Origin of the sequence: Campylobacter ureolyticus, assembly GCF_013372225.1 — a bacterium.
GTDB classification, from domain to species: Bacteria; Campylobacterota; Campylobacteria; order Campylobacterales; family Campylobacteraceae; genus Campylobacter_B; species Campylobacter_B ureolyticus.
The window spans coordinates 984,438-1,004,567 of record NZ_CP053832.1; the positions used below are offsets into that span (position 1 = coordinate 984,438).

18 protein-coding genes are annotated in these 20,130 nt (G+C 29.5%); 12 read left to right on the top strand and 6 right to left on the bottom strand.

All coding sequences use genetic code 11. The features are described from left to right. Positions 1–3: 3 nt before the first annotated feature. Positions 4–2,553 carry a bifunctional aconitate hydratase 2/2-methylisocitrate dehydratase gene (locus CURT_RS05010; RefSeq protein ID WP_018713149.1) on the bottom strand — a complete coding sequence of 850 codons (2,550 nt, stop codon included), beginning with the start codon at positions 2,551–2,553 and terminating at the stop codon, positions 4–6. A gap of 93 nt (positions 2,554–2,646) precedes the next feature. Here CURT_RS05010 and CURT_RS05015 point away from each other — a divergent pair, with 93 nt between their 5' ends. Both CURT_RS05015 and CURT_RS05020 read left to right on the top strand, forming a co-directional pair. Next, positions 2,647–3,096 carry a methylated-DNA--[protein]-cysteine S-methyltransferase gene (locus CURT_RS05015; protein ID WP_018713150.1) on the top strand — a complete coding sequence of 150 codons (450 nt, stop codon included), beginning with the start codon at positions 2,647–2,649 and terminating at the stop codon, positions 3,094–3,096. Positions 3,097–3,199: 103 nt separating this feature from the next. Beyond that, positions 3,200–4,021 carry a transporter substrate-binding domain-containing protein gene (locus CURT_RS05020; protein ID WP_018713151.1) on the top strand — a complete coding sequence of 274 codons (822 nt, stop codon included), beginning with the start codon at positions 3,200–3,202 and terminating at the stop codon, positions 4,019–4,021. A gap of 18 nt (positions 4,022–4,039) precedes the next feature. Here the strand turns inward: CURT_RS05020 and CURT_RS05025 are convergent, their stop codons facing one another. Both CURT_RS05025 and CURT_RS05030 read right to left on the bottom strand, forming a co-directional pair. Then, positions 4,040–6,178 carry a heavy metal translocating P-type ATPase gene (locus tag CURT_RS05025; RefSeq protein WP_018713152.1) on the bottom strand — a complete coding sequence of 713 codons (2,139 nt, stop codon included), beginning with the start codon at positions 6,176–6,178 and terminating at the stop codon, positions 4,040–4,042. Continuing rightward, positions 6,178–6,378 (bottom strand): heavy-metal-associated domain-containing protein, encoded by a 201-nt coding sequence (locus CURT_RS05030; RefSeq protein ID WP_018713153.1) that lies wholly within the window; start codon positions 6,376–6,378, stop codon positions 6,178–6,180. Before CURT_RS05030 ends, CURT_RS05025 begins: the two co-directional genes overlap by 1 nt. Before the next feature lie 150 nt (positions 6,379–6,528). On the opposite strand from CURT_RS05030, the gene CURT_RS05035 reads away from it, so the two are divergent. The 7 genes from CURT_RS05035 to CURT_RS05065 all read left to right on the top strand — a co-directional run bounded on the left by CURT_RS05035 (position 6,529) and on the right by CURT_RS05065 (position 13,815). Next, positions 6,529–7,257 (top strand): YebC/PmpR family DNA-binding transcriptional regulator, encoded by a 729-nt coding sequence (locus CURT_RS05035; protein ID WP_018713154.1) that lies wholly within the window; start codon positions 6,529–6,531, stop codon positions 7,255–7,257. A gap of 17 nt (positions 7,258–7,274) precedes the next feature. Further along, entirely contained in the window at positions 7,275–7,763 is a 489-nt protein-coding gene (locus tag CURT_RS05040; protein ID WP_018713155.1) for a peptidylprolyl isomerase, read from the top strand. Positions 7,764–7,985: 222 nt separating this feature from the next. Continuing rightward, complete coding sequence (locus CURT_RS05045) at positions 7,986–8,957, top strand: HlyD family efflux transporter periplasmic adaptor subunit (protein ID WP_018713156.1); 972 nt, start codon at positions 7,986–7,988, stop codon at positions 8,955–8,957. Then, positions 8,954–10,597: an ATP-binding cassette domain-containing protein gene (locus CURT_RS05050; protein ID WP_018713157.1), complete on the top strand. Its 1,644-nt coding sequence runs from the start codon at positions 8,954–8,956 to the stop codon at positions 10,595–10,597. The genes CURT_RS05045 and CURT_RS05050 overlap by 4 nt, the downstream gene beginning before the upstream one ends. Next, positions 10,587–11,678: an ABC transporter permease gene (locus tag CURT_RS05055; RefSeq protein ID WP_018713158.1), complete on the top strand. Its 1,092-nt coding sequence runs from the start codon at positions 10,587–10,589 to the stop codon at positions 11,676–11,678. Before CURT_RS05050 ends, CURT_RS05055 begins: the two co-directional genes overlap by 11 nt. Continuing rightward, positions 11,675–12,721, top strand: a complete 1,047-nt coding sequence (locus CURT_RS05060; RefSeq protein WP_018713159.1) for an ABC transporter permease — start codon at positions 11,675–11,677, stop codon at positions 12,719–12,721. The genes CURT_RS05055 and CURT_RS05060 overlap by 4 nt, the downstream gene beginning before the upstream one ends. A 263-nt stretch (positions 12,722–12,984) precedes the next feature. Beyond that, positions 12,985–13,815 (top strand): class I SAM-dependent methyltransferase, encoded by an 831-nt coding sequence (locus tag CURT_RS05065; protein ID WP_018713160.1) that lies wholly within the window; start codon positions 12,985–12,987, stop codon positions 13,813–13,815. Between the two features lie 41 nt (positions 13,816–13,856). On the opposite strand, the gene lpxD is transcribed toward CURT_RS05065, so the two are convergent. From lpxD to CURT_RS05080, 3 genes are read right to left on the bottom strand one after another with little or no spacing between them, the layout of a single operon-like run. Then, positions 13,857–14,810: a UDP-3-O-(3-hydroxymyristoyl)glucosamine N-acyltransferase gene (lpxD, locus tag CURT_RS05070; RefSeq protein WP_018713161.1), complete on the bottom strand. Its 954-nt coding sequence runs from the start codon at positions 14,808–14,810 to the stop codon at positions 13,857–13,859. Between the two features lies 1 nt (position 14,811). Further along, entirely contained in the window at positions 14,812–15,282 is a 471-nt protein-coding gene (ilvN, locus tag CURT_RS05075) for an acetolactate synthase small subunit (RefSeq protein ID WP_018713162.1), read from the bottom strand. Between the two features lie 9 nt (positions 15,283–15,291). Continuing rightward, positions 15,292–16,980 carry an acetolactate synthase large subunit gene (locus tag CURT_RS05080; protein WP_018713163.1) on the bottom strand — a complete coding sequence of 563 codons (1,689 nt, stop codon included), beginning with the start codon at positions 16,978–16,980 and terminating at the stop codon, positions 15,292–15,294. Between the two features lie 170 nt (positions 16,981–17,150). Between CURT_RS05080 and pta the strand changes: the two genes are divergently transcribed. Genes pta through CURT_RS05095 form a run of 3 tightly spaced genes read left to right on the top strand, consistent with a single transcriptional unit; the run spans position 17,151 to position 20,128 of the window. Next, positions 17,151–18,632 carry a phosphate acetyltransferase gene (pta, locus tag CURT_RS05085; protein WP_018713164.1) on the top strand — a complete coding sequence of 494 codons (1,482 nt, stop codon included), beginning with the start codon at positions 17,151–17,153 and terminating at the stop codon, positions 18,630–18,632. Position 18,633: 1 nt separating this feature from the next. Next, positions 18,634–19,836: an acetate kinase gene (locus CURT_RS05090; protein ID WP_018713165.1), complete on the top strand. Its 1,203-nt coding sequence runs from the start codon at positions 18,634–18,636 to the stop codon at positions 19,834–19,836. Positions 19,837–19,852: 16 nt separating this feature from the next. Further along, positions 19,853–20,128, top strand: coding sequence for a hypothetical protein (locus tag CURT_RS05095; protein WP_018713166.1), 276 nt, complete (start codon positions 19,853–19,855; stop codon positions 20,126–20,128). The last annotated feature ends 2 nt before the right edge of the window (positions 20,129–20,130 follow it).

Consider the following 20,130-nt stretch of genomic DNA (forward strand, 5'->3'; position numbering starts at 1 on the left):
ACTTTAAAGTTTAAAATTTTCTATTTCATTAAAATTTAGATATTTATAAATTTCATCTTTTTTATATTTGATTTTTTCAACTTTTTGTAAATACTCATCTTTTGTTGGAAGTCTTCCTAAAATAGCACAAACCGCGGCTAACTCAGCACTTCCAAGATAGACTTTTGCTCCCATTCCCATTCTGTTGTCAAAATTTCTTGTTGATGTTGAAAAGACAATCGCACCATCTTTTACCCTTGCTTGATTCCCCATGCAAAGGCTACATCCTGGAATTTCAGTCCTTGCCCCAGCTGCTGCGTAAAGTGAGTAGTAACCCTCTTCTTTTAGAGTTTTTTCATCCATTTTTGTTGGTGGCACAACCCAAAGTCTAGTTGGAATTTGCCCCTCACCTTTTAAAACCTCGCCCAAAGCTCTGTAATGACCGATATTTGTCATACAACTTCCTACAAAAACTTCATCTATATTGTGAGGTCTATTTTCATCACTTAAAATTTCACTTAGCGTTGCCACATCATCAGGGTCATTTGGACAAGCCAAAATCGGCTCATTTATCTCATCTAAATCAATTTCAATAATTTCAGAGTATTTTGCGTCCGCGTCCGCCCTTAAAAGAGTTGGATTTTCAAGCCATTTAAGCATTTTTTCTTTGCGTCTTAAAAGCGTAGATTTACTCTCATAATCAGCTTCAACCATCGCATCAATTAAGCTAATATTTGATTTTACGTATTCTACAACTGGTTTAACATTTAAATTTACAACGCAAGCTGCCGCACTTCTTTCAGCACTTGCATCACTTAATTCAAAAGCTTGTTCGACTTTTAAGTTTTCAAGTCCTTCTATTTCTATGATTTTACCAGCAAAAACATTTATCTTATTTTTCTTTGGAACGGTTAGTTTTCCTTTTTTAATGGCTGCATAAGGTATGGAATTTACTAAATCTCTTAAAGTAATTCCTGGCTTTAATTTTCCTTTAAATTTAACCAAAACTGACTCAGGGACATTTAAAGGCATTTTTCCAGTAACTGCTGCAAACGCAACAAGCCCACTTCCAGCTGGAAAGCTAATTCCAATTGGAAATCTCGTGTGTGAGTCAGCTCCTGTGCCAACACTATCTGGTAAAACCATTCTATTAAGCCATGAATGAATTACCCCATCACCTGGTTTTAGTGCTACTCCACCTCGACTACTCATAAATTTAGGCAAAGTTTTATGAGTTAGTGCATCACTTGGCTTTGGATAAGCAGCTGTATGACAAAAACTTTGAAGAACAAAATCAGCCCCAAAACCCAAACTCGCAAGTTCTTTTATCTCATCTTTTGTCATAGGTCCTGTAGTGTCTTGACTTCCAATTGTTAGAGTGGTTGGTTCTATATACATTCCAGGAACAACACTTTCTAAATTACAGGCTTTTGCTAATATTTTTTGAGCCAAAGTTTGACCAAATTTATTTGATTTTGGTTGAATGTGTTTTATAAAAATATCTTCTTTTGGCATATTTAAAAACTCACGTGATTTTTCACAAAGTCCTTTATAAATAATCAGTGGTATTCTTCCACCTGCTCTGACCTCATCAAAAATAGTATTTGGACTTAAGCTAAATTTAGCGACAACTTTTCCATCTTTTTTTATCTCTCCATCGTATGGATAAATTTCTATCTCATCACCTGTTTCTAAGCTAGTTACATCAGTCACTATTGGCATTGCACCACTGTCTTGGGCGGTATTATAAAAAATTGGAGCTATTGTTGAACCGATAATAATCCCACCTGTTTTTTTATTAGGCACGGCATTAATATCTTTTCCAATATGCCATTGAAGAGAGTTTATACCACTTTTTCTGCTACTTCCAGTTCCTACAACATCTCCAACATAGGCGATATCTTTACCAATTTTTTTTAATTCATTTATTTTTTCAATACTTCCAGGAAGTCTTCTTACAAGCATTGTATTTGCATGAAGCGGGATATCACTTCTTGTAAAAGCTTCACTTGCTGGACTTAAATCATCTGTATTTGTCTCACCAGGAACTTTAAAAACAATAGCTTCAATTTTTTTAGGAATTTCAGATTTTTTTAAAAACCATTTAGCATTTGCATAAGACTCAATTACGCTTTTAGCAAATACATTGCCATGCTTTGCTAAATCCACAATATCATTAAAATAATCATGTAAAAATATGATATTTTCTAATGCTTTAGCTGCGGCTTTTGCTATATTTTCATCACTAGATTTCAAGCATTTTATTAAAACAACAACATTATATCCACCAAGCATGGTCTCAAGTATATTAATTGCATCAAATTTGGTAATTCCATCAATTTTTAAATCATGATTTATAATTTCATTTAAAAATTCAGCTTTTATCTTAGCCGCTTCATCAACACCAGGATTTACTCTATTTTTTAAAATTTGTATTAATTTATCTTGATTTTTATCACCATTTTTTAAAGAATTAATTAAATCTTTTATCTCTTCTACATTTAAAGCAAGTGGCGGAACACCAAGAGCACTTCTTTCATCGGTATGTTTTTTATATTTGGTTAAAAAATCCATATTTATCCTTTTTAAAAATTAATTTTCCATATTTTTTTGTAATTGTAGCAAATTTAATGTAATATAGTCATAAATAAATTTTTGAGGATAAAAGTGCAAAAAGTATATTTTAAGGCCGGTTTTATAAATTTAGAAATTTATGGTGATGAAAATGGGATAAGTGAAATAAAATTTGTTGATTTTTATAAAAATTTGCCAACAAATAATGAGAATTTAAAACTTTGTATAGATGAGTTAAGCAGATATTTTAAAGGAGATCTTAAAAGTTTTAGCGTTAAGTTAAATATAACTGGAACCAAGTTTGAAAAAAATGTATATAACGCACTTTTAAAAATCCCTTATGGAGAGGTTAAAACATATAAAGAAATCGCTGAGTCTATAAATCATCCAAAAGCTTATCGCGCAGTTGGAAATGCAAACTCTAAAAATAAAATTCCTATCATAGTTCCTTGCCATAGAGTTGTATCAAATAGTGGAATTGGCGGATATACAGGCGGAATTAATATAAAAGAAAATCTTTTAAAAATAGAGAAATATTTATAAATTTTATATATTATAAGCATTTAAACAATTTTATTAAATTTACTTAATATTTACTATTTATGTTATATACTTCGTTTTAGATTTTTTTAAGAAAGGGTGTGTTATGAAAAAGATATTTTTTATTATTTTGTTTGGATTTTGTGCTTTGCTTGCTAGAAACTTAGATGAGATTAAAAAATCCAACGAAATTATAATAGGTGTTAGGACTGAATTACCACCATTTAGTCAAATAAAAGATGGTGAATTTACAGGTTTTGAGGTTGAGCTTGCAAAAGCTATAGGAAATAAAATTTTAAACAACAGTAAAGGTATAGTTAAAATAGTTGGGGTAGAAACAACAGATAGAATTCCAATGCTTAAGAATGATAAAATTGATATAATGGTCGCAAACTTTACAATGACAGATGAGAGAAAAAAAGCAGTTGATTTTTCACTGCCTTATTTACTTGATTTTATGGGAATTTTAGCTCCAAAAAATTCATCACTTAATAAACTTTCAAGCTTTGATGGTAAAAAACTATTAGTTATACCAGGTACTACTTCAGATGAATATCTAAAATATAATAAATCAAAAATTAAAGATGTTAAAATTGTAAAATGTGAGAATTTATATGATTGCTTGACAAAACTTAAAAATAATGAAGCTGATGGATACTTTCACACCGTCTTTGCCTTAGCAAACATAACCGTTATTGATAATGGTTTTGTTATTACAAATAAAGCCGTTGGTAAACCTGATTATATAGCTTGTGGCATAAAAAAAGGCAACTCATCTCTTTTAAATGCAGTAAATGACGCTATCGTAAAATTAAGTAAAGAGAATTTCTTTACAAAAGCTTATGATGAGACTTTTAAAATTCACTACAAAGGAACAATCGATAAAAAGTATTTCTTAGTAGATGATATTTATAAAGTTTTTGGCTAAATAAAAAAGCTTTGGTTTTTACCAAAGCTTTAATCTAAGAGAATTTAATACAACACTAACTGAGCTAAAACTCATAGCAAGTGCTGCGTAAGCTGGACTTAGCAAAAGTCCAAAACTAGCAAAAACTCCAGCTGCTAGTGGGATACATAATGCATTGTAAAAAAATGCCCAAAAAAGATTTTGTTTTATAATATTCATAGTTTTATCTGAAGTCTTAATAAGTTTTAAAATTCCATTTAAATCATTATTTATAATTAAAATATCACCAGAACTTTTAGCTATATCGCTTCCACTATTCATAGCAACACCACAATTTGCTTCTTTTAAAGAAAGTGCGTCATTTACACCATCTCCTATGAAAACAGTAACACCATTTTCTTTTTGTTTTTTAACGATTTCAAACTTTTGTTCTGGTAAAATTTGGCTAAATACTTCTTTTATTTTTAAATTTGAAGCTACAAAATCTGCTACTTTTTGGTTATCACCTGTTAGCATTATTGTATTAATTGATGCGTTATTTAGCTTATCTATTATCTCTTTTGAGTGAGATTTAACCCTATCATTTAAAGCAATGTAGCCTTTATATTTACCATCAACTGCAACTAATACTACCCCAAAACCTTTATCTAAGAAATATTCAAATTCTTTTTTTTCAAATTTAATGTCATTTTCTAAAAGCAAATTTTCATTTCCAATAATTAAATTATCAGTTTTTAAACCATTTCCAACTAAATTTTCAAATTTACCATTAAATTTATCAAATTTAATATCATTTTCTTTTGCGTATTTAATTATTGCTTTTGCTATTAAATGCTCGTTTAAAACCTCTAATGAAGCTACTTTGCTAAAAATTTCATCGCTTAAATTTGTTTTATAGACTTCTATTTTTCCAGAGGTTAAAGTTCCTGTTTTATCAAAAATAACATTTTTTGTATCTTTTAAAATTTCTAAAACTTCTGGATTTTTAACCAAAACACCTTTTTTTGCTAAATTTGAAATAGAACAAACTATAGCTATTGGAGTAGCAAGCCCTAAAGCACATGGACATGAGATAACTAAAACAGAAATTGCACAAACTACTGCATATCCTAAATTTCCAAGTAAAAACCAAACTAAAAAAGTAACTAATGATATTAAAATAACAATAGGAACAAAAATATTTGCTATTCTATCAGCAAACCTTGAAATAGGCATTTTCTTTGCACTTGCTTCACTTAATAGTTTTGTCATTCGAAAAAGCAAGGTTTCGTGATTTTGTGTAGTTATTTTAATGCTTATTACACCATTTGTATTTAAAGACCCAGCATTTACGCTATCACCTACTTTTTTATAAATTGGCAAACTCTCCCCTGTTAAAATAGATGTATCAATCTCTGCACCGCCATCTACTATAACCCCATCTCTTGGAATTGTCATTCCATTTTTTACTAGTACCACATCGCCTATATTTAAAGTTGTAGCTAAGACTTCATCAGTTGTGCCATCTTCTTTTAGTAAAACTGCCATTTTTGGTGTTAAATTTAAAAGTGATTTTATATAATCATCTGCTTTTGCTTTTGAGTTTTCTTCTAAAAATTTACCTAAACTAATAAAGGTTATTATCATTGCGGCTGATTCAAAATAGACATAATTAAGCTTGCTTGGGATTAAACTTGGAAATAAAAACGCAAAAGTTGAGTAAAAATATGCCGAAAAAACACCCAAAGAAACCAAAACATTCATATCAAAATTTCTATTTTTTAAAGCTTTAAAAGCATGTATAAAAAAATGTCTTCCGCAGTAAAATACAACTACTGTTGTTAAAATAAATTGCATTAATGAGTTTAAAAAGCTATGTTTTAATCCCATGTGTAAAATCATAATAATAATAGTTAAAAAAATTGATAATAAAAGAGTATTTTTCATACGCTTTAATGCATTTTGTTTTTTTAGTGCAAGTTCTTCATAATTTGTTGCTATTTCATATCCTAATTTTTCTATCTTTTGTATTATTTTGTCTTTAATATCGTCATTTTCTATCTCAAATTCGCCTGAGTTTGCTGTAAAGCTTACATTAGCATTTTTAACACCAGGTATTTTTTTAGTAACTTTTTCAACTGCGTTTGAGCAGTTTACACAAGTCATTCCTATAATATTTAGTTTAAAAATTTGAGACATTACTTTATCTCCTTGAGCACCTCAAAACCTAAATCATTCATCTCATCGCAAAAATATTTTATTTTATCATCATCTAAATTTAATGAAACAATGCCTTTTTCAACATCTACATCAACCTTGCCAAACTCATCTTCAAAGTAGTTTTTAATAGTATTTGCACAGTTTTGGCACTTTATGTTTTTTACCTCAAATTTTTTCATAGAAATATCCTTTTTAAATAAGATTTTAATTAAGCAATTATAATACTTGTTATTAAATTGTTTTTTAACATTTTTATATGTTAAAATCAACGAAATTTTAAGTTTTTGTATGGTATAATTACAGCTTTAAATTTTAAAAAGGATTTATTTATGGGAAGAGCGTTTGAGTACAGAAGAGCCGCAAAAGAAGCAAGATGGGGTAAAATGAGTAGAATTTTTCCAAAACTTGGAAGATCTATAACAATAGCCGCAAAAGAAGGCGGACCAGATCCTGATATGAATCCAAAGCTAAGAACTGCAATCGCTGCTGCAAAAGCACAAAATATGCCTAAAAACAATATCGATGCAGCCATAAAAAGAGCTAGTGAAAAAGATAGTCCTAATATCCAAACTATCCATTATGATGGCAAAGGACCACATGGATGTCTTATAATAGTAGAGTGTGCTACTGAAAACACAACAAGAACAGTTGCAAACATAAAATCAATCTTTGGAAAAAATGGTGGAGAATTTTTACCAAATGGTAGCTTATCATACATGTTTTCAAGAAAATCAGTTTTTGAAGTAAAAATGCCAAAAAGAGATTTAGAAAGCGTTGAGCTTGATTTGATTGATTATGGAATGACTGAGATGATTGTAAATGAAGATGAAGAAGATGGTGGCGAGACAACTTTAATAATTTATGGTGAATATGAAAGCTTTGGAGAGCTAAACAATGGTATAGAAAAACTTGGTCTTGAAATAATAAACGGAAGCTTAAAATATATTGCAAACAATAAACAAGAATTTAGCGACGATGAACTTGAAGAGATAGAAGTTTTGATAGACAAACTCGAAGAAGATGACGATGTACAAGAGGTTTATACAAATATAGCGTAATAAAATAAAGGATAAAAATGGAAAAATTAAAAGTTTTTGATATAGATAAAGATGAGTTAGCAAAATATAAATTTGCTCTGATTAAAACTGAAAAAGGCGATATTAAATGTGAACTTTATCCAGATGAAACACCACAAACTGTAATGAATTTTGCAAGCTTAGCAAAAAGTGGCTTTTATGATGGGCTAAATTTTCACAGAGTTATACCAAATTTTGTTATTCAGGGTGGTTGTCCTTTTGGCACCGGAACTGGAGGTCCAGGATATAGGATCAAGTGCGAATGCGATAACCAAACTCACAAACACGAAAGAGGAAGTCTTTCTATGGCTCATGCTGGACGCGATACTGGCGGAAGTCAGTTTTTTGTCTGTCACTCGGCTCAACCTCATCTTGATGGTGTGCATACAGTTTTTGGAAAAGCCATTGATGAAGAGAGTTTAAAAGTAGTTGATAGCATAAGAGTTGGTGATAAGATAAAAACTATCGAGATAAAAGAGAGTTTATAAACTCCAACTTTAAAATAATTAAAAAAGAGTTACTTTAATTGTGGCTCTTTTTACCACATTAAGCTTTTAAAAAAATGTTTAAAATTTTTAATAAATACCAATTTTGCAAATATAAATTTTAAAAAGCATAGTTTTAGCTCTTTAAAAAATATATCATAAATTAAATTTAATAGTTAGCGATTTTATGGTATTATTACCACATCTTAATGTTAGGTTTATAATATGAAAAAAGCTGTTACTATTTTACTTATTATTGGTTTTATCATTATTGGATATTTCTTTTTTCAAAAACAAAATTTGCTTAAAAACAATGAGCTTGTCTTTTATGGAAATATTGACTCGCAAACCTCAACACTTTCATTTAGATTTTTAGGTGAAATTTCAGAAATTTATAAAGATGAAGGGAATTTAGTTAAGGCTGGAGATAAGCTTGCAGAACTTGATAAAAGCTATCTTTTAAATAAATTAGATGAACTAAAATCTCAAATTTCATTAAATGAAATAAAACTTTCTAAGCTTGAAAAAGGTTTTAGACAAGAAGATATAGCTAAAGCAAAGGCAAATTTAGATATCTCAAAAGCAAGTTTAAATGAAGCAAGGATAAGTTTTAATAGACAAGCAAAACTCATAAAACTAAAAGCAACATCACAAGATGCCTATACAAAAGCTAAATCAAACCTAGAAAGTCTTGAAGCAAATTTTGATCTTGCAAAAGCAGAATATGAAAAGCTAAAAAATGGTTATGAAAAAGAAGATATTGCATCACAAATCGAACTTATAAACTCACTTAAAATAAATGCCGAAAAAATTAAATTAGATATACAAAACTATTCATTGACTTCACCAATTGATGGCATTATACAGACTAAATTTAAAGAAATTGGTGAAATTGCAAACCCGGGCGAACCCGTTTTTGAAATATCGAAAAAAGATAATTTTTTTGTTAGAGCCTATATAGATGAGCCATACATGGGAAAAATTAAAATTGGAGATAAAGTTTTAGTGTATTCAGATATTAAAGATGAGCCATATAAAGGCCATATTAGCTTTATTTCAAATGTTGCTGAATTTACACCAAAAAATGTTCAAACTATAAAACTAAGAGCCGATTTGGTCTATAGATTTAAAGTAGATATTGATAAAAGTGATGATAAGCTAAAACAGGGAATGCCAGTACACATAAAACTAAAATGATAAAAGCTGTTAATTTAGAAAAGAAATTTAAAAATACAATTGCAATTAACAATATAAGCTTTGAAGCAAAAAGTGGTCTCATAACAGGCTTGGTAGGACCTGATGGAGCTGGAAAAACAACACTTTTAAGACTTCTTGTTGGTCTTATGAAACCAACTTCTGGAAACCTTGAAGTACTTGGCTTTAAAATGCCAAACTCAAGTCAAGAATTTTTATCAAGCATTGGATATATGCCTCAAAATTTTGGACTATACGAAGAGCTAAGCTGCTATGAAAACCTAAAGCTTTATGCTACTTTGCAAGATATTCAAAACCAAAATGATAGAATAAATGAACTTTTAGAATTTACAAAACTAGCTCCATTTAAAAATAGATTTGCTAAAAATTTAAGTGGTGGAATGAAACAAAAGCTTGCACTTTCTTGTGCTCTAATAAGAAAGCCAAAACTTCTTTTATTAGATGAGCCCGGAGTTGGGGTTGATCCGATAGCTAGAAAAGAGCTTTGGAATATGACAAAAGAACTCCAAAAAGATGGTATTACTGTAATTTGGGCAACATCATACCAAGATGAGGCAAATTTATGCGATGAAGTCATAATGCTAAACGAAGGTGAAATTTTACTTCATGAAAATCCACAAAACGCTAAAAAAATACTTAAAAATAGAGTATTTTTAATAAATATTGATGACAAAAAAACATATCTTGATACTCTAAAATCAAACCCAAATATATTGGATGCTTCTATTTTAGGGGATGATATAAAATTTAGTATTAGAAAAAATGCTAAATTTGAAATTCCAAAAAATGCTAAAACTATAGAACCAAGTTTTGAAGATCTTTTTTTAGATCTATTAAACCCAAAAAATATAAAAATTTCATCTTTAAAAACAGATATTTTTAAAAGCGATAAGCCAGTTATACAAGCCATAAATCTAACTAAGAAATTTGGTGATTTTACAGCTACAAATAATATAAATTTTAGTGTAAATAGTGGAGAAATTTTTGGGCTTTTGGGGCCAAATGGAGCTGGTAAATCAACTACTTTTAAAATGCTTTGTGGGCTTTTAAAACCAACTAGTGGAAAAGCATTAGTTTTAGGTCAAGATTTATATGAAAAAGCTCAAGAAACTAAACAAAAAATAGGCTACATGGCACAAAAATTTTCTCTTTATCAAAATTTAAATCTAACTGATAATTTAGATTTTTTTGCGGGAATTTATGGTTTAAAAGGAAAGCAAAAAAAAGAAAAAATTGAGAAAATGATAGAAACTTTTGAATTTAAAAAATATCTTAAATCAACTGTTTTAGAACTTCCACTTGGTATAAAACAACGCCTTAGTTTAGCTTGTGCGATAATGCATGAACCATCAGTATTATTCTTAGATGAGCCTACTAGTGGAGTTGATAGTGTAACAAGGCGTGAGTTTTGGACTCATATAAATACTCTTTCAAAAAATGGAGTAAGTGTTATGGTAACAACTCATTTAATGGATGAAGCCGAGCTTTGCGATAAAATAATGATAATTTATAAAGGCAAAGATATAAAAACTGGATCACCTAGTAAAATAAAAAGTGATATTAAAAACAATGCAACAATGGAGGAAGCTTTTATAAAGCTTGTAAAAGATTATGAAGATTAAAAATATTAAAGCAATTGCCTATAAAGAAACTTTACAAGTTTTTAGAGATCCAAGTTCTATTTTAATTGCTTTTATCTTACCATTAATTTTGCTTTTTTTAATGGGGTATGCTGTTTCGCTTGATTCAAAAAATATTAAATTTGGTATAGTTTCTCATTCAAATCTCACAAAGGATTTAATATCAAATTTTATGGCCTCAAAATTTTTTAATACCGAAATTGGAAGTAATAAAGAAGAATTCATACAAAGAATTAAAAAAAATGATATAAAAGCACTTTTAATAATAGAAGATGATTTTTATAAAACACACAAAATTCAACTTTTATTAGATGGCAGTGAGCCAAATACAGCAGGACTTATAGCAAAATACTCAAGCCAAATCATAAAAAATTGGGAAATTCAAAACAAAATAACAAATAAATTAGAAAAAACAAGCCCTATAAACTTGCAAACTCAAATGAGATTCAACTCAGAAATTTCAAGTAGATATTTTATAATACCAGGTTCAATTGCAGTTATAATGACACTAATAAGCACACTTTTAACCGCTTTAGTAATAACAAGAGAGTGGGAAAGAGGCACGATGGAGGCTCTTTTAGCAACGCCAATTAGTATGAATGAAATAATAATTGCAAAACTTATTCCATATCTATTTTTAGCTTTAGGCTCCATGTTAATGTGCTTTTTAGTTGCATTTTTTTGGTATAACGTTCCTTTTAGAGGTAGTATTTTAATACTTATAATAATGAGTATCGTATATCTTTTTCCATCTTTGACTATGGGTCTTTTTATTTCATCTTTAACCAAAAGTCAATTTGTATCCGCTCAAGCTGCTATAATAGCTGGTTTTTTACCTGCTTTTTTAATTTCAGGAGCTATTTTTGAAATAAATAATATGCCTGAATTGCTTCAGTATTTTTCATATTTAATTCATGCAAGATATTTTGTTAGCTCACTTCAAACAATATTTTTAGTAGGAGATGTATATAAGATATTTATATTTGATATTATTGGGATGACTAGTGTTGGAATATTATTTTTTATACTTGTGAAATTTAAACTAAAAAGGAGCTTAGATTGAGACTTCTTGCACTTATTAAAAAAGAGTTTTTATCCATAATTAAAGATAAGCAAAACTCAATTATTGTTTTTTTAGCTCCACTAATTCAGCTTTTAATTTTTTCTTTTTCAATAAATTTAGACATTAAAAATATAGACTTAGCTATTTTTAATCAAAGCAATAGCAAACAAACAAAAGAAATCTTATATAAATTTGAAGGCTCAAAATATATTAGAAATATCTATATGGTTAAAAGTTATGAAGAAGCAAATAAACTATTAGAGTTAAAGAAGGCTATTTCTATAGTTGTTTTTCCACCAAATTTTGGCATTAAAGATAATAATATACAGGTAATATCTGATGGACGCCGCTCAAATTCAGCTCAAATAGCAGAAAGCTATATCCTATCAATGACAAATAAAAACAATAATCTTGAAATTAGAAATTTATATAATCCAAATTTAAATAATTATTGGTGGATTTTGCCAAGTGTCTTTGGCTCAGTTAGCCTAATATCAGCTTTTGCACTAACTGCTATGTCAATAGCCAGAGAAAGAGAACTTGGTACTTTTGATCAAATTTTAGTATCTCCTCTTTCGCCATTTCAAATAATGCTTGGAAAACTTATTCCTGCGATAATTATAAGTATTTTTAATGCTACTATTATACTTTTAATTGCATTTTTTGGTTTTCATATACCATTGGTTGGAGATTTATGGCTTTTGTATCTTGGTGTAATAGTATTTTTATTTAGCGTTTGTGGTATTGGTCTTTTTGTCTCATCAATATCAAAAACACAACAACAAGCAATACTTTATACTTTTGTATTTTTACTACCTTCATTTTTATTATCAGGTTTTGCAACTCCTGTTGAAAATATGCCAAATTGGCTTGAGCCTTTTACAAATTTAGTAACTTTAAAATATTACTTGCTATTTTTGAGAAGTATATTTTTAAAAGATATAAGTTTTATTGATAGTTTGAAGTACTTAATACCTATGTTTTTAATAGGCATAGCCTCTTTTATATTTGCAATGCAATTTTTTAAAAGAAAAAGTAGCTAAAATTTAACTGCTAATTTTACTTTAAATTTATACCTTGATAAAAAATCATTTCATCAAGCTTTGAAGCTGATATATGCATATTAAATTCGTGATTTATATATTAATTCAAAATTTCTTTATTTAGCCACACAAAATCATTGAAAATCAATTTTCATCCTTTTAAAAATATTAATTAAAAGCTGAAATTTTATATAAAAATTCCTAAAAAATTTAATAAATATAAGTTATAATAATGATATTGATTTTTATAAAAAGGAGAAAATATGGAAAAGATAAAATTTAGCGATGGAGTTAGTGAGACTTTACTTATAAATTTATATTTTAGAAGTCTTGAAAATTTAGTTAAAAAACCTATTTTAAAAGATGAGTTTTCAGGTGAAATTGTTAAACACCTAGACTATGATTTTTCTAAATTCGATAAAAGTAAATTGAGCCGTGTTGGAACAGTAATTAGAGCTAAATTTTTTGATGATGAAATTTTAAAAATAGCAAATGAAGATAAAAGCGAGAATAATGATTTAGTCATCATTCAAGTTGGAGCTGGGCTTGATACGCGCCCTTTAAGACTTGAAAGTAAAATTTCAAACGCTATTTTTTACGACCTTGACTTGTGTGATGTTATAAATTTACGTGAAAAACTGGTAAAAAAAGCTAAAAATAACTTTTATATAACATCATCAATGTTTGAAACTACTTGGATGGATGAGCTTGTTAGTAAGCATAAAAATGCTAAATTTATCTTTGTATTAGAAGGCGTTACAATGTATTTTGAAAAACCTAAATTAAAAGAGTTTTTTAAAAATTTACTTGATAGATTTCATGGTGTTTTAATGGCTGATTTTTTAAATAAATTTGCTGCAAATTTCCCTCAAAGCCGCCATGATGCCATGAAATTTATAAAAAATGCAAAGTTTAAATTTGGAATTGATAGCGAAGATGAAATTTTAGAATTTGATGACAGGCTTAAATTTATTAAAAAAGGTGTAATGTTTGATATGTATAAAAATAGATGGGGAATTTTAGGTTTTATTTTAAGAAATTTCGTTCCAAAAGTTAAAAACTCATGCAATATGTATATTTTTAAACTAAATTAAAAATATTTAAATCATTAAAAGTAAGCAAAGAGAGTGAACTTTTAACTCTCTTTTTTAAAAAATCGGTGGATTTTAGCATTTATTTTTAGCCACTCTTTTAACTCATATATTGGATGGCCAGCATATTGTTTAAAGCCTTCTAAATTTTTACTAACCCCACCTCTTGCTGCTATTTGAGCAAAATCTCCAACTTTTACATGTCCAGCAGAGCCACTTTGTCCACCCATTACAACATTTCTGCCAAGTATCGTTGAACCAGATATTCCTGTTTGTGAAACTATTAAGCAGTTATTTCCAAGCTCGCAATTATGTCCTACTTGAACAAGGTTATCTATTTTTGTACCAGATTTTATAATAGTTGGCTTAAAAACACCTCTATCTATTGTAGTTCCAGCCCCTATTTCAACATCATCTTCTATTATCACATTTCCATTGTGATGAATTTTTACATGCTTTCCATCTTTTGTATGAGCATATCCAAAACCATCACTTCCAACAACGCTATTTGCATGAATTATGCAATTATTTCCTATAATTGTGTCATTATAAATAACAACATTTGGATAAATAATGCAATTTTTACCTATCTTTACATTATCACCAATATAAGCTCCAGGCATTATTAAAGTATTTTCATATATTGATGAGTCAAACCCAACATAAGCATTTTTCATTATTGTAGCTGTTTTATCGATATTTGCTACATTACCATGCCTAATTAATTCTTTTTTAAAATATTTACTTAAAATAGCAAAACTAAGATGTGGGTTTTGGCAAACTAAAACTCTAATATGCTCTGGAACATGATTTAACATTTTTTCACTTACTAAAACAGCTCCTGCTTTAGTGTGTTCTAGAAATTTGATATTTTTTACTCCATCACAATAACTAAGCTCATTTTCTAAAGCCAAATCAAGTGAATTTATAGCCTTTATGTCAAAATCATCACCACTAAACTCAATATTTAATATTTCACAAATTCTACTAAGTAACATTTTACATCTCCATTATAACTGAACCACTTCTTACTATATCAATCGGGTTATATTTTTTCATAGTTTTTACAAAACTATCTATCCTAAGTGAGTCATCACACGCCATAACTATTAAAATTTCATCATCACTATTTGCAACGCTTCCATTATATGATTTTAAAACTGCATCAAGTCCTGAAAGATTTTCTAAAAGCGAAATTTTAACTAATGCCATTTCCTTTTCTACAAATTCCCCTTCTTCTATAACTTTGTAAATAGGAATTAATTTATAAAGTTGTTTAACTATTTGCTCAAACGCTTTACCATCACCACTTGTTACGATACTAACTCTTGAAAATTCCGTATTTGGAACAGGAGCAACAGTTAAGCTGTCTATGTTATATCCACGACCAGAAAAAAGACCTACTATCCTTGATAAAACACCGTGCTCGTTTAATACTATAACTGAAATTAATCTTCTTTTTTCATTCATTTTAAAACCTTATTTAAGTATCATATTATATAACGCACCACCAGCTGGAACCATAGGAACAACATTTTCAAATCTATCTATTCTTGCATCAATCAAAGCTGTCTTTTTGCTTTTAATAGCTTCTTTAAGAGCGTTTCTAAACTCATCTTTTGTATTTGCAACAAAACCTTTTCCGCCAAAACTTTCAATTAATTTCACAAAATCAGGCTGATTGCTAATGTCAGTTGAAGCAAACCTTTCTTTGTAAAAAAGACTTTGCCACTGTCTTACCATTCCTAAAAATTTATTATTTAACACTATATTTATGATAGGAAGTTTGTTTTCACAAATAGTTTGAAATTCTTGTAAATTCATCAATACTCCACCATCTCCATTAAAATTTACTACAACACCATTTTTATTTGCCATCGCTGCTCCAAGAGCTGCTGGAAGACCATATCCCATGGTTCCTAAACCTCCACTTGTTAAAAGCGTTCTTGGGTTTTTAAAAGGATAGTATTGAGCCACCCACATTTGATGCTGCCCAACATCAGTTACTATAATAGCTTTTTCATCATCTATAATTTTAGCAGTTTCTTCTATCACCCATTGAGGTTTTAAAACTTCATCGCTATCATTAAATTTAAGAGGGTGAATCTTATCATAAGTTTTTAAGATGTTTCTCCACTCTTTAAAAGAGTCAGAATCGACCTCATTTTTTAATAATGGTATTAAATCCTCAAGCACATTTTTTATATCACCAACTATTGGATAATCAGCATTTATAATCTTAGAAATTGAACTTGGATCTATGTCGATATGAATAATTTTTGCATTTTTTGCAAACTCGCTTAATTTTCCAGTTACTCTATCATCAAATCTTGCGCCAATGCAAAATATCAAATCAGCTTCACTCATAGCCATATTTGCAGCATATTTGCCATGCATTCCGACCATTCCAAGATTTAATTCATCATCACTTCTTAAAACTCCAAGTGCCATTAGTGTTTCAACTGCAGGAATTTTTGAAATTTCTGATAGTTTTCTAATCTCATTTGTTGCATTTGAACTAATTACTCCACCACCTAAGTATAAAAGAGGTTTTTTTGATTTTGATATTAAATTTACAGCTTTTTTAATCTGTCTTTGATTTCCTTTATAGGTTGGTTTATATGTTTTCATTGAAATTTCTTCTGGATAGCAAAACTCACCAAGAGCAGCACTTATATCTTTTGGGATGTCAATGTGAACTGGACCAGGTCTGCCACTTCTTGCAATATAAAAAGCCTCTTTTAATACTCTTGGAAGCTCTTCAATGGTTTTTACTAAATAATTATGTTTAACACATGGTCTTGAAATTCCAACAGCATCAATTTCTTGAAAAGCATCTGTTCCAATGAGTGAATTAGCTACTTGGCCACTTATTAATACAAGTGGTATTGAATCCATATATGCAGTTGCAAGTCCTGTTATTGTATTTGTAAATCCAGGACCACTTGTTACTATGCAAACTCCAACTTTTCCAGTTACTCTTGCATATCCATCGGCTGCGTGGGCTGCAGCTTGCTCATGTCTAGTTAAAATAAGCTCAAAATCTTTCTCATCATAAGTTGCATCAAATATATTTAATGCTGCCCCTCCTGGATATCCAAAAACTACTTTTACGCCTTCGTTTTTTAGTGCTTGCATTATCATTTGTGAACCAGTAAGCTTTGACATTTTGTTTTTACCTTTAAAATAAAATGCAATATTGTATCAAAACAATATTAATTTAAAATGATAAACTTAGTTAAATTTTATAAGTTTTTAGACTAAATTTAGCTAAATTTATATGCTTTTTATAAAATTATAACTACAATATACAGAAATAACAATCAAAAGGAGTTTTTATGAAAAATGGACTATTTATTTTAAGTAGTGATAATGTAAACAAAAGTGAGTTTAAAACCCTATCATTTATAAAAGAAATTTTTAGTACTAAATTTAAAAAAATAGCTATTTTTTCTCCGCTTTATAATGAGCATATATCTTCAATAAGCTGTTTTTGCAAAGATGATTTTCAAAGTTATTTTTCAAATCAAAAAGAACTAAGATTAAAAACAATAAAAAAATATGAGGAGATTTTAGAAAAAAATGACTTTGTTATCATAATAGGCGATAAGAATAAATTTAATGCTAATCTAGCAAAAGATCTTAATTTGCCTATTTTAACAGAATATTTAGATGCTGATGAAGCAAAATTTGATGAGCTTAAAAGCACTTTGGATTTTTCTTATAGTGTAGCTGATAAAATTTATTTTAATGGAAGTAATAAATTTGTTTCAACTAGTATTTTAGAGGTAAAGCCACAAATTTTCTTTGATGAGTTAGAAAATACAAAAACAAATTTTAAGACTCCAATTAAATTTGAATACGAACTTTATAAAAAAGCGAAATCAAATTTAAAAACCGTAGTTTTACCCGAAAGCGAAGATGAGAGAATTTTAAAAGCATCTGATATTTTGCTTAAAAAAGAGGCTGTAAATGTCATTTTACTAGGTGAGCCTGATGAGATAAATAAAAAAGCAAAAAATTTAAAGTTAAACCTCTCAAAAGCAACGATTATCAATCCTTTAAAAAGTGAACTTTTAGATGAGTTTGTAAATGAATTTTATGAGATTAGAAAACATAAAGGCATAAATTTAGAAGATGCAAAAAAAATTATGCTTGATAAAAACTACTTTGCAACAATGCTTGTTTTAGTCGGAAAAGCTGATGCTATGATAAGTGGTGCTGTTGGAACTACGGCTGATACTATCCGCCCTGCTTTACAACTTATTAAGACAAAAGAGGGAATTTCAACAGTTAGTGGGGCCTTTTTAATGTGTTTAGAAGATGAGGTTTTAGTTTTTGGGGATTGCGCTGTGGTGCCTGAGCCAACTGCTAAAGAGCTTTGTGATATTGCCATATCTTTATCATCTACAGCAAAATCTTTTGGTATTGAGCCTAAAATCGCACTTCTTAGCTACTCAACTGGTGAAAGTGGCAAGGGAAAAAGTGTTGATAAAGTAAAAGAGGCTTTAAATTTAGCAAAAGAGAGTTTGGGCGAAAATGTTGATGGACCACTTCAATTTGATGCTGCAATTGATGAAAAAGTAGCGAAGAAAAAAATGCCAAATTCAAAAGTAGCAGGCAAAACAAATACCTTTGTCTTTCCAGATCTAAACTCAGGAAATATCACCTATAAAGCAGTTCAAAGACTAACAGGAAGCATTGCAATGGGACCGATTTTGCAAGGACTAAAAAAACCAGTAAATGACTTAAGTAGAGGTGCGAGCGTAGAAGATATCGTAAATACAGTGCTAATTAGTGCAATTCAAGCAGGAAATTGATATGAAAATTTTAGTATTAAACTCAGGAAGTAGTTCAATTAAATTTAAACTTTTTGATATGAATGGGCGAAATGTCATTTTAGATGGCTTTATTGAAGAAATTGGAAGTGATCATTCTAGAGTTAATATCAACTATGGTAATGAGCCTTTTGTAAAAGATGTCGCCATAAAAGACCACTTAGAGGGTATGGACTACCTAAATAATTTTTTTAAAAAAAGCAAAATTTTAAAAGATTTTAGTGAACTTGATGGCATAGGTCATAGAGTTGTTCATGGGGGAAATAAATTTCAAGACTCAGTCATTATAGATGATGAAGTTATAAAAACTATCGATGAACTTTCAGAGCTTGCCCCACTTCACAACCCTGGACATTTAGCAGGAATTAGAAGTGCTATGGCTGAAGCACCAAATGTCCCGAATGTCGCGGTATTTGACACAGTTTTTCACCAAACAATGCCGCAATATGCTTATATGTATGCAATTCCGTATGAATATTACGAAAAATATGATGTTAGAAAATATGGCTTTCACGGAACTTCACACAAATATGTTACAGAGCAAGCCGCAAACTACATGGGAATAAGACTAGATGCCTTTAATGCCATTTCACTTCATATTGGAAATGGTGCAAGTGTAACTGCCATAAAAGGTGGAAAAAGCATAGATACATCAATGGGTATATCACCACTTGAAGGACTTATGATGGGAACAAGAAGCGGAGATATTGATCCTGCAGCACTTTATCACATCGCCAAAGTAACAAATAAAAATCAAGCAGAAATTGACTATATGCTGAATAAGGAAAGCGGTCTTTTGGGAATTTGCGGTATGAGTGACATTAGAAAAGTAAAGAGAATGATTTTGGATCAAGATGACGAAAGAGCAAAGTTAGCTTACAATATGTACATGTATAGGATCACAAAATATATTGGTTCATACTTTGCTATTATGGGGAGAGTTGATGCTATAATCTTTACAGCTGGAGTTGGCGAAAACTACGCTCACTTAAGAGCTGATATTTGTAAAACAATAAATCACTTTGGCGTTAATATTGATGATGATTTAAATGAGTTAAAAAGCAACTCAATTAGATTTATAACCAAAAGAGACTCAGTTATAAGGGCTTTGGTAGTACCAACAAATGAAGAGCTTGCCATCGCACTAGAGGTTAGAAAACTTATCAAAAATAAAAATTTCATCTAAATTTAAAGGATAAATTATGCTAAAAGATATGCTTTATATAACAGCCGGTGGGTTTTTGACCATCAAAGATAAAGTCCAAAAAGAACTAAATGCTCTTGAAAATCGTGGTAAAATCACAAAAGAAGATAGTCAAGCTTTTGTAGATAGACTTTATGAAAGAGCTAGAGCTGAGCATAATGAAAATATGGAGTATTTTAAAGAAGTTGTTAATGAGCTAAATTTGGCAAGCAAAGATGACATTGCAAGAGTTGAAAAAAAACTTGATGAGATTTTAAAAAAGATGAAAAGCTAGGT

Bases quoted from the DNA above. Each gene is read 5' to 3' on its own strand.
- CURT_RS05010 (WP_018713149.1), bottom strand. From the start codon at position 2,553: ATGGATTTTTTAACCAAATATAAAAAACATACCGATGAAAGAAGTGCT.
- CURT_RS05020 (WP_018713151.1), top strand. From the start codon at position 3,200: ATGAAAAAGATATTTTTTATTATTTTGTTTGGATTTTGTGCTTTGCTT.
- CURT_RS05025 (WP_018713152.1), bottom strand. From the start codon at position 6,178: ATGTCTCAAATTTTTAAACTAAATATTATAGGAATGACTTGTGTAAAC.
- CURT_RS05030 (WP_018713153.1), bottom strand. From the start codon at position 6,378: ATGAAAAAATTTGAGGTAAAAAACATAAAGTGCCAAAACTGTGCAAAT.
- CURT_RS05035 (WP_018713154.1), top strand. From the start codon at position 6,529: ATGGGAAGAGCGTTTGAGTACAGAAGAGCCGCAAAAGAAGCAAGATGG.
- CURT_RS05040 (WP_018713155.1), top strand. From the start codon at position 7,275: ATGGAAAAATTAAAAGTTTTTGATATAGATAAAGATGAGTTAGCAAAA.
- CURT_RS05045 (WP_018713156.1), top strand. From the start codon at position 7,986: ATGAAAAAAGCTGTTACTATTTTACTTATTATTGGTTTTATCATTATT.
- CURT_RS05050 (WP_018713157.1), top strand. From the start codon at position 8,954: ATGATAAAAGCTGTTAATTTAGAAAAGAAATTTAAAAATACAATTGCA.
- CURT_RS05055 (WP_018713158.1), top strand. From the start codon at position 10,587: ATGAAGATTAAAAATATTAAAGCAATTGCCTATAAAGAAACTTTACAA.
- CURT_RS05065 (WP_018713160.1), top strand. From the start codon at position 12,985: ATGGAAAAGATAAAATTTAGCGATGGAGTTAGTGAGACTTTACTTATA.
- lpxD (WP_018713161.1), bottom strand. From the start codon at position 14,810: ATGTTACTTAGTAGAATTTGTGAAATATTAAATATTGAGTTTAGTGGT.
- ilvN (WP_018713162.1), bottom strand. From the start codon at position 15,282: ATGAATGAAAAAAGAAGATTAATTTCAGTTATAGTATTAAACGAGCAC.
- CURT_RS05080 (WP_018713163.1), bottom strand. From the start codon at position 16,980: ATGTCAAAGCTTACTGGTTCACAAATGATAATGCAAGCACTAAAAAAC.
- pta (WP_018713164.1), top strand. From the start codon at position 17,151: ATGAAAAATGGACTATTTATTTTAAGTAGTGATAATGTAAACAAAAGT.
- CURT_RS05090 (WP_018713165.1), top strand. From the start codon at position 18,634: ATGAAAATTTTAGTATTAAACTCAGGAAGTAGTTCAATTAAATTTAAA.
- CURT_RS05095 (WP_018713166.1), top strand. From the start codon at position 19,853: ATGCTAAAAGATATGCTTTATATAACAGCCGGTGGGTTTTTGACCATC.